Origin of the sequence: Enterococcus sp. NBRC 3427, from assembly GCF_007996925.1 — a bacterium.
GTDB classification, from domain to species: Bacteria; Bacillota; Bacilli; order Lactobacillales; family Enterococcaceae; genus Enterococcus_B; species Enterococcus_B lactis.
The window spans coordinates 1-8,022 of sequence record NZ_BJLL01000078.1; the positions used below are offsets into that span (position 1 = coordinate 1).

General features: G+C 33.5%; 7 protein-coding genes and 5 pseudogenes. All 12 read left to right on the plus strand.

What is annotated here, in order from left to right; genetic code table 11:
- Positions 1-314: 314 nt before the first annotated feature.
- Positions 315-401 (plus strand): annotated as a pseudogene (locus tag ESP02_RS12220) (single-stranded DNA-binding protein); the annotation flags it as partial.
- Between the two features lie 552 nt (positions 402-953).
- Positions 954-1,178, plus strand: a pseudogene (locus ESP02_RS12225) (type II toxin-antitoxin system RelE/ParE family toxin).
- Between the two features lie 259 nt (positions 1,179-1,437).
- Positions 1,438-1,692: an AbrB family transcriptional regulator gene (locus ESP02_RS12230; RefSeq protein ID WP_002290397.1), complete on the plus strand. Its 255-nt coding sequence runs from the start codon at positions 1,438-1,440 to the stop codon at positions 1,690-1,692.
- Positions 1,693-2,010 (plus strand): type II toxin-antitoxin system RelE/ParE family toxin, encoded by a 318-nt coding sequence (locus ESP02_RS12235; protein WP_002290394.1) that lies wholly within the window; start codon positions 1,693-1,695, stop codon positions 2,008-2,010.
- 512 nt (positions 2,011-2,522) lie between these two features.
- Positions 2,523-3,203 (plus strand): IS6-like element IS1216 family transposase, encoded by a 681-nt coding sequence (locus tag ESP02_RS12240; protein ID WP_044145876.1) that lies wholly within the window; start codon positions 2,523-2,525, stop codon positions 3,201-3,203.
- 44 nt (positions 3,204-3,247) lie between these two features.
- Positions 3,248-3,334, plus strand: a pseudogene (locus ESP02_RS13530) (Txe/YoeB family addiction module toxin); the annotation flags it as partial.
- 76 nt (positions 3,335-3,410) lie between these two features.
- On the plus strand, positions 3,411-3,740 hold the full coding sequence (locus tag ESP02_RS12250) for an AbrB family transcriptional regulator (RefSeq protein ID WP_002292678.1): 330 nt from the start codon (positions 3,411-3,413) through the stop codon (positions 3,738-3,740).
- On the plus strand, positions 3,730-4,017 hold the full coding sequence (locus ESP02_RS12255; RefSeq protein WP_002300557.1) for a type II toxin-antitoxin system RelE/ParE family toxin: 288 nt from the start codon (positions 3,730-3,732) through the stop codon (positions 4,015-4,017). Before ESP02_RS12250 ends, ESP02_RS12255 begins: the two co-directional genes overlap by 11 nt.
- Positions 4,018-4,302: 285 nt before the next feature.
- Positions 4,303-5,160: a ParA family protein gene (locus ESP02_RS12260; protein ID WP_002292680.1), complete on the plus strand. Its 858-nt coding sequence runs from the start codon at positions 4,303-4,305 to the stop codon at positions 5,158-5,160.
- Positions 5,161-5,709: a hypothetical protein gene (locus ESP02_RS12265; RefSeq protein ID WP_002292681.1), complete on the plus strand. Its 549-nt coding sequence runs from the start codon at positions 5,161-5,163 to the stop codon at positions 5,707-5,709.
- A gap of 373 nt (positions 5,710-6,082) precedes the next feature.
- Positions 6,083-6,298 (plus strand): annotated as a pseudogene (locus ESP02_RS13615) (hypothetical protein); the annotation flags it as partial.
- 186 nt (positions 6,299-6,484) lie between these two features.
- Positions 6,485-7,869 (plus strand): annotated as a pseudogene (locus ESP02_RS12275) (S8 family peptidase).
- The last annotated feature ends 153 nt before the right edge of the window (positions 7,870-8,022 follow it).

Sequence of the window (8,022 nt, forward strand, 5' to 3'; positions counted from 1 at the left end):
CTCTAATGAGTTGCATATGATTTATATAAAGGTGTGCAGCATAACTTAGTTGAAGTTAAGAGAATAGAATAAATATTTTTTGTTTTGCTAATAATTAAACACTACCTAAATATGGTAGTGTTTAATTATATAATATTCATTTTGTTACAAATAATCGTATTATAAAAGCATAACAATTGGGATAACTATTTTTTAGATTATTTAAGTACTACTTAAATTAGGTAGTACTTAAATTTTGGTTTAAGGTAGTAGGTAATTAAGAAATAATATATATCTTCTTTTATAATAGAAGGGGAGAGGCCTAGTTAAAAGCAGCGACAATTAATAACAATGTATTTAATGCTTCACAAAATCCATTTGGTGGACAATGCATTGTTATTAGCGATGATCTACCGTTCTAAGTATTTTTTTCTATTGGTTGCATTCGTGACTAATTATGGTATAATTATGAGTAACAAAGAGGTATTTCATTATATCACCAAACCCCATCAGCGTGCAGGCTGATGGGGTTTTTTTACGTTTCTATATTATAGAATTAACGGGTAGGCTTACTGTCTTTTTTGGCAATTTTGCAATCAAGCCACTTGCAGATGTAGTGTGCAGTTACCTCTGCAAATGGCTTGATTGCAAAAACAAAATCAAAAAGGTATTTCATTATATCTCCTCCTCCCCTTGACAGATTAGGCCGGGGTAGCAGACAGCAAAACTATTATAACATAACTGAAATACCTAAATGACATATACAGATATGATAATTTATGTATTGATTTTTCTAACAAAAGCACATATTTTAATATATACTACCTATTTTAGGTAGTATATATTTTTAGATACAATATCGATCAGTTTTGAGGAAATGAAATTCTAGATATTTTTTGCTAAATAGAGTTACTTTCAATATTTTTTAACGTAATTAGGCAGAAGTCACTCATCCTCTATAGGTTTGTGATGAAATTGCCATTGATCCATTTAAGTAAGAGCAAAAAACTGGAGGTTTATCAGGTAATTGGTCTAATGGATTTAAGTATGCGGTCACCGTGTATAGAGTTGCTTATGAGATTCAAGAAAATAAAGTTATTCCAGTATTGCTATATGGAACACATAACAATTTTTATGAATTAGCCGAGAACACTCGCAACTTTATTCGTGTAGATGAATCGGCTTCGGTTGAGTTATAACTTTAGCTATATCAATCAACCGACCGACATATGTTAAATCTATATATAATAAAAATACCTACTTAAATGGATGTTAACGGAAGTGTATGGTGAGTAGTTCACTCGTATTTTGATATCGTTTGTATATGTTTTCAGCGTTCTAAGTGGCTTATTTTGTCCAATAATAATATGGAGTGGAATCCCTTAAGAAACACCGTTGGCAATTGTTGTTATAACATGTTATAATTTATTCATCAAAAACTAAAAGGAGTGTGATAACATGGGAAAAGAACTAAAGGTTAGAAAGATCGGCAATAGCGTGGGAGTGATCCTTCCAAGCTCTCTTGGATTAAAAAGCGGAGACACTATCCAAGCCAAACAAGAAGGCAACTTATTCATATTAGATACTACTCAAATAGCAAAAGAACACGATCGCAAATTGATTGAAGAAAGTTTCCAAGACTTTGAGAAAGGTTTAACAGTTTCAGAAATTGAAATGGTAAAAGCTTTCGGAAAATACGGCTGGAGTGAATAGATGAAAGAGTACACGCTAGTTTATTCTAAAAGTTTCCAGACCAGCCTTGAAACGATAATAGAAGAATGGGAAAATGAGCTTGCTCTGTCTCCAGCCAGCATAAAAAGATTTGTAGGTGCGATCCAGAAGGCTTTAGAACTAACCAAAAATTTTCCAACTATGCATGAGGAAGTTTCCGAAATCTATGGAATGGATATCCCAACATATCGGATCGTGATCGGCAAAAGCTATGCCTTATTTTATCGGATCGACCATGAAAAAAAAGAGATACTTGTAGGACGTATTTTCCAATCTAAACAAATGAAACTAGGCTTTTAACAATAATTAGGCAAAAGTCGCTCATCCTCTACAGGTGGGTGATTAATGCCGCTCGATATGGTTGTTAACCGTCGGTTACTCGAAGATTGATATATAAGACTTAGTACCTTTTTATTTTGCTCCATGTTATGGCCGAAGGTCTAAAGATACAATCATTAGTCTAGAGAAAAATTAAGAACCGTAGGAACTACGGGGATCGCTTGGTGAATAAGAGACACTGCTATTAGTGAAAAAATAAGATATCAAGTACGCTCTATTCCCAAAAATTTCGTGACTTTACTCATGAGAGGTTCAAGTAGTATATTTTTAATCAAAATTGACGTAACTTTTAATAAATACTACCTAAATAAGGTAGTATTTATTTTTGTGTTTTAAAAGAGGAAGTCCAATATATCTATGGGAAACTTCTTAAATATTATATTGGTACATGAAAATATAGGTTCTGTTGCAAAGTTTTAAATCTACTATCAAATAAGGTAGAATAATAGAAAAAGATAGCAGGAGGAATGACGATGAATCATTTTAAAGGAAAGCAATTTCAGCAGGATGTGATTATTGTAGCCGTGGGCTACTATCTTCGTTATAACCTTAGCTATCGTGAAGTTCAAGAAATCTTATATGATCGTGGCATTAACGTTTCTCATACGACGATTTATCGTTGGGTGCAAGAATATGGCAAACTACTCTATCAAATTTGGAAAAAGAAAAATAAAAAATCCTTTTATTCATGGAAAATGGATGAAACGTACATCAAAATTAAAGGAAAATGGTATTATTTGTATCGAGCCATCGGTGCAGATGGTTTAACCTTGGATATTTGGTTACGTAAAAAACGGGACACACAAGCAGCCTATGCTTTTCTTAAGCGGTTAGTGAAGCAGTTTGATGAACCGAAGGTTGTAGTCACAGATAAAGCCCCCTCTATTACAAGTGCCTTTAAGAAACTAAAAGAATACGGCTTTTATCAAGGGACAGAACATCGTACCATTAAATACCTGAATAATTTGATTGAACAAGACCATCGTCCAGTAAAGAGACGCAATAAATTCTATCGAAGTTTACGCACTGCCTCTACCACGATTAAAGGCATGGAAGCCATTCGAGGATTATATAAGAAAACCCGAAAAGAAGGCACTCTCTTCGGGTTTTCGGTCTGTACTGAAATCAAGGTATTATTGGGAATCCCAGCTTAAATCATAGATACCGTAAGGGATTTTATTCTTTATTTAAAACTTTGCAACAGAACCGGGTTGTTTATAAGGTAGATGAAGATGAACACGTGGTTGAAATTTATTCAGCAAGGACGCATTACGAGTCACAGTAATTACTTGTAAATACATTATCTCGTGGTATAATGTATTTACTAAGTAATTACATACTGTTAGAAATGAGGGATTTAAATGATTACAAAAACAAGAAAACAAGGCAATTCAATCATGTTGACAGTACCTAAAGATTTTAATGTTCCTAATGGAGTCGAAGTTGAAGCAAAGTTGGTAGAGAATGGTATTCTTTATGAATTTGTTGAACCACAAAAAGAATTTTATGATTTTAGCGAAGATATTTTGTCTGATATAATTGCAGAAGGCTACGATAAAGATGAGATTCTTGTAGAATTTAAGAATAGAAAAAACAAAATGCATTCTTCCTTTAGAGATATTGCTGAAGATACACTTACTAATTCTAAAGTAATGACTAAAGAGGAGTTGGCAACAGAAATTGGCTTATGAAATCGTTCCTTCAAAACATGTCATTAAGTATTTAAAAAAGCTAAAAGAGAAGCCATTGAAAGAAAAATTTTTGAATTTAATTTATGATGAAATTGCGATTGATCCATATAAGGGTGAACAAAAAACTGGGGATTTATCAGGTATTTGGTCTAGTGGGTTCAAATATGCGGGCACAACATATAGAGTAGCTTACGAGATTATAGAAAACAAGGTTATTCCAGTATTGTTATGTGGAACGCATGAAAACTTTTATGAACAGTTGAAAAAATTAATCTAGTGATTTGTTGTCGTTCTTAAGAAGGACGGCTTCTTTTTTATCGAAAATCTGATTCGTCTACATGACTAAAGTCGCGAGTATTCTCTGCTTCTCGATAAATTAAATAACGTCATTACTTTGAGGAAAGCTATAAATCAATATATTTCAGCTTTTCCTTATTTATGTACTACCTTTTACTTATTAATTATAAGGTAGTACATATATATCTTTTTTTTGGTAGTAACTAAAAATAAATATGTTATAATAGTATCAAATGAATATTGCTAAAAGAAAAGAGGTAGGAACGTGGTAGCGAAGAAATATGTAATCGGTAATTTTAAAGGTGGCGTAGGTAAAAGTACGTGCGCGCAAATGTTAGGGTTTGAATCAGCAGTTAATGAAGGAAAAAGAACCTTGATAATTGACTTGGATATGCAAGGAAATACTTCTGATGTGATGAACTTAACGCATATGAACTTCACTAACGAAGAAGGAGGCGGAGAAGGTGAACCGATTGTTTACGAAAATACTGTGACTGACGTGTTGATAAACAATCTTCCACCTAAAGAGGCTGTCTATAAAGTAATCAATAACCTCTATATACTTCCAGCAGACATGTCCTTTGAAATGTATGATGATTGGATCAAAGACCAATATAATGATTCATTATCCCAATTCAAATATATGAAAGAAAAGCTAGAACCATTATTTGATGAGTTTGACGTCATCTATTTAGATGTCCCACCTTCTATTTCTGTATATAGTAAATCCGCGATGTACATTGCGGACTGGGCAATCGTCGTCTTACAGACCCAAGTAAAATCGATGAGAAATGCGATGCAATATCTTGAGTATATGGACTTTTTTGTGAAAGAATTTGATACAAATTTATATGTTGCTGGTGTTATTCCTTTCATGTTGGAAAGCGGTGACGCAGTAGATCAGGAAATGTATAAACAAGCCCAAGAGATTTATGGGGAACATTTGATTAAAAATGTTGTACTCAAAAATGCACGCTTAAAACGATACGACGGATCAGGTATTACGATGGAGAAGACAAAGAAAGGTCTCTTAAAACAATGGGATCGCAAAAGCCACGAATTATTTATCAGTATTTTGAAAGAATTGGAAGAACACGAGAATTGGTATGCGGAGGTGGAGTAATTGGCTGACATCAAAGGACTTGATATTTTTGGGAACAACAAAGGACTCGCCAAAATAAAAAAAGAAGCAGAAGCAAAGAAAAAGCAGCAAGCAATTACACCATCTGAAAATAAGCAATTAGAAGTGCACCAAGTTCAAGAAATAAAAACTTCCTCCAATGTTGAAAGACAGAGTAGAGGAAGAACAAAAAAAGTTGGCGCACCAATCAGAAAGTTTGATAAGGTTTATTCCACCAAGCATCCTTTAAAACTGTCGACTTTGTTAAATGCGACTTCCAGAGTTTTAGTAGAAAAGTATGAGACTAATATGACAAGAGATGAATTGCTTAGAAAAGCTTTAGATGAGTATATTAAACAGAATCTTACGCAAGAAGATAAGCAAGATTTGTTTAATGACGTGGTGAAAGAACTAGACTTGTTCAGAGAAAAATATCCAATTGTTCCAGAATTAGATGATCGTGGAGAAATAATAAGAACTACCAGTCAGATAAAACAAGATACCGAAGACTCACTGCGCAAAGGGTGGGGAATGAATAATAAAGTTAGATAATAATCAAAGAAGAACTAAGTAACTACCTTTAAACGGTAGTTACTTAGTTCTTCTTTGATTTGCGTGAAATAGAGGGGATTTATTTTTCTGGTTACGTGATTAAAAAATCCAAAAAATGAGCATAGGAACGGTTATGATTTTAGGGTGTGTTTTAATGAGATATTGTGATTTCATTAACAAGTGTATGATAATCTGTTGTTGAGTTAGTAAATAAGTAATAGAGCTAACTCTAAAATAAAACTATTAGGAGGAGATGTAGGTGAAAAAGTTTAAAAAGAAAATATATTTAGGATTGGTTGTTGGGGTGAGTATGTTTGGGTTCATGGCTCATACTAAACAAGTAACTGCAGATACTAACCAAAAAGAAAGGATTATGAGCCAATTAGATGACTCTCAAATAGAGTATGTACCCAATGAGCTAATTGTCAGTTTAAAGGCTACACAAAGAATTTCAACAGAGAAAAATAAACCGCAAAATTTATTGGGTGTAAAAGTTATGGTGGAAAAAGATTTGACTCTTAGGACAAATGAAAGCGATTATAATAAGCGAGATCAAGTATTATTAGTGAAATTGAACGAAGAAATTAGTGTGGAAGAGGCAGTAAGAACATTTAATGCTTCTGATATGGTCAATTATGCAGAGCCAAACTATGTGGTTGAACTAGAGCCGTTGAATGATGTTGAGGAGCCAAATACAACTGATTCTTTAGGAAATCGATCAATTATTCTTAACGATCCTAATTGGAGTAAACAAGCTAATTTAAGAGAGATTAGCATGCCATCCGCTTGGGAAGAAACCAAGGGTTCTAAAGATGTGAAGGTAGCGGTCATTGATTCAGGAATTGATTATCAACATGAAGATCTTTCTGGAAATGTAGATGAAAGTTTGGAATACGATTTTTTTAACGATGATACAGATCCTATGGATACTATGGGACATGGACACATATTGCCGGGATTATTGGTGCTCAAACAAACAACGAATTAGGTGTTGCTGGAATAAATTGGGATGTTACGATGGTACCTATACGTGTATTTGGTAGTAGTGGAGGTACCAGTTTGGCAATCTTAACTGAAGCTATTAATTATGCATCCCAAAAAGGGTTTCCAATTATCAATTTTAGTATAGGTAGTGTTGTTTATAGCAGTACAGAAGAAGCAATTAAAAACTATCCTGGATTATTCGTAGCAGCAGCTGGAAATAATGGGATAGATATGACTGATAAACCTTTTTACCCAGCTTCTTTGGATATACCTAATATTATTACTGTAGGAAATTCTAGTGGTTATGAACGAAGTTCTGATTCAAATTATAGTAAAACAGGTGTTGATTTATTCGCTAGAGGGTTTCGTGTTTTTAGTACATTTCTAGGAAGTAAATACACGTATATGTCAGGTACCTCGATGGCAACACCTCATGTCACTGGTAGTGCTGCATTAGCGTTGTCACTAGATCCTGATCTATCTACTGATGAATTAAAAAAAATCATTTTAAATAGTGTTGATTCATTTTATGAACTATCTGATTTATGTCTTACAGGGGGAAGACTAAATACGAATAATGTCGTACGACAAGTAACGGGTAAACTTACTGCATCTAATATCACATTAAGATTAAATAGTGAATGGTCAGATGAAATTGCTAAAGAGATGTGTCACGTTCACTGGATTGACCAGTCAGGAAATGATTTGACGGATCAAGTGGTTGTTCTAAAAAACGAAGTGGATACATCTAACTTTGGCGATTACGAAGTAGTATTTGCATCACCTGATTTAACAGATCAAATCTCAGTTACAGTGACCGTACCTCGATTACGTAAACTTACGCTAGGAAAAGAAACAGCAACCATTGATATTGGTTCCGCATGGGATAGTGTCATAGCCATTGATACTTTTCAAGTGAAAGCTATAGATGATTTTGGGAATGATGTTACAAATCAAGTACAGGTTACTATTAATGCTGATATAGATACAATTAATTCAATTCAAGCAGTGATTAAGTTTGAAGTTCCAGAATTAGGCTTAGCCCAAATTGGTAGACTGAATATTACTGCAAAAAATAGTACAATCAATGGATTGAATGAAGTTAGCATCGAGCATATCGACAAGACTAGGATATTTTTTTATATATGCATATCCTTGTGGTGCAGTAACTCCTAAATTTTTTAAATTAGACAGACTTATTGGTAAAAGTATTTCTTCTAGGTGGATAATTTCGTAAGCATATTTTCCCTTTTAAACTAATTGTTCAAACTTATCGTCTCCTAAAAAGTAGTGTTGATTTTTCTTAAGTTTAGTAATTGGATTTTTTGA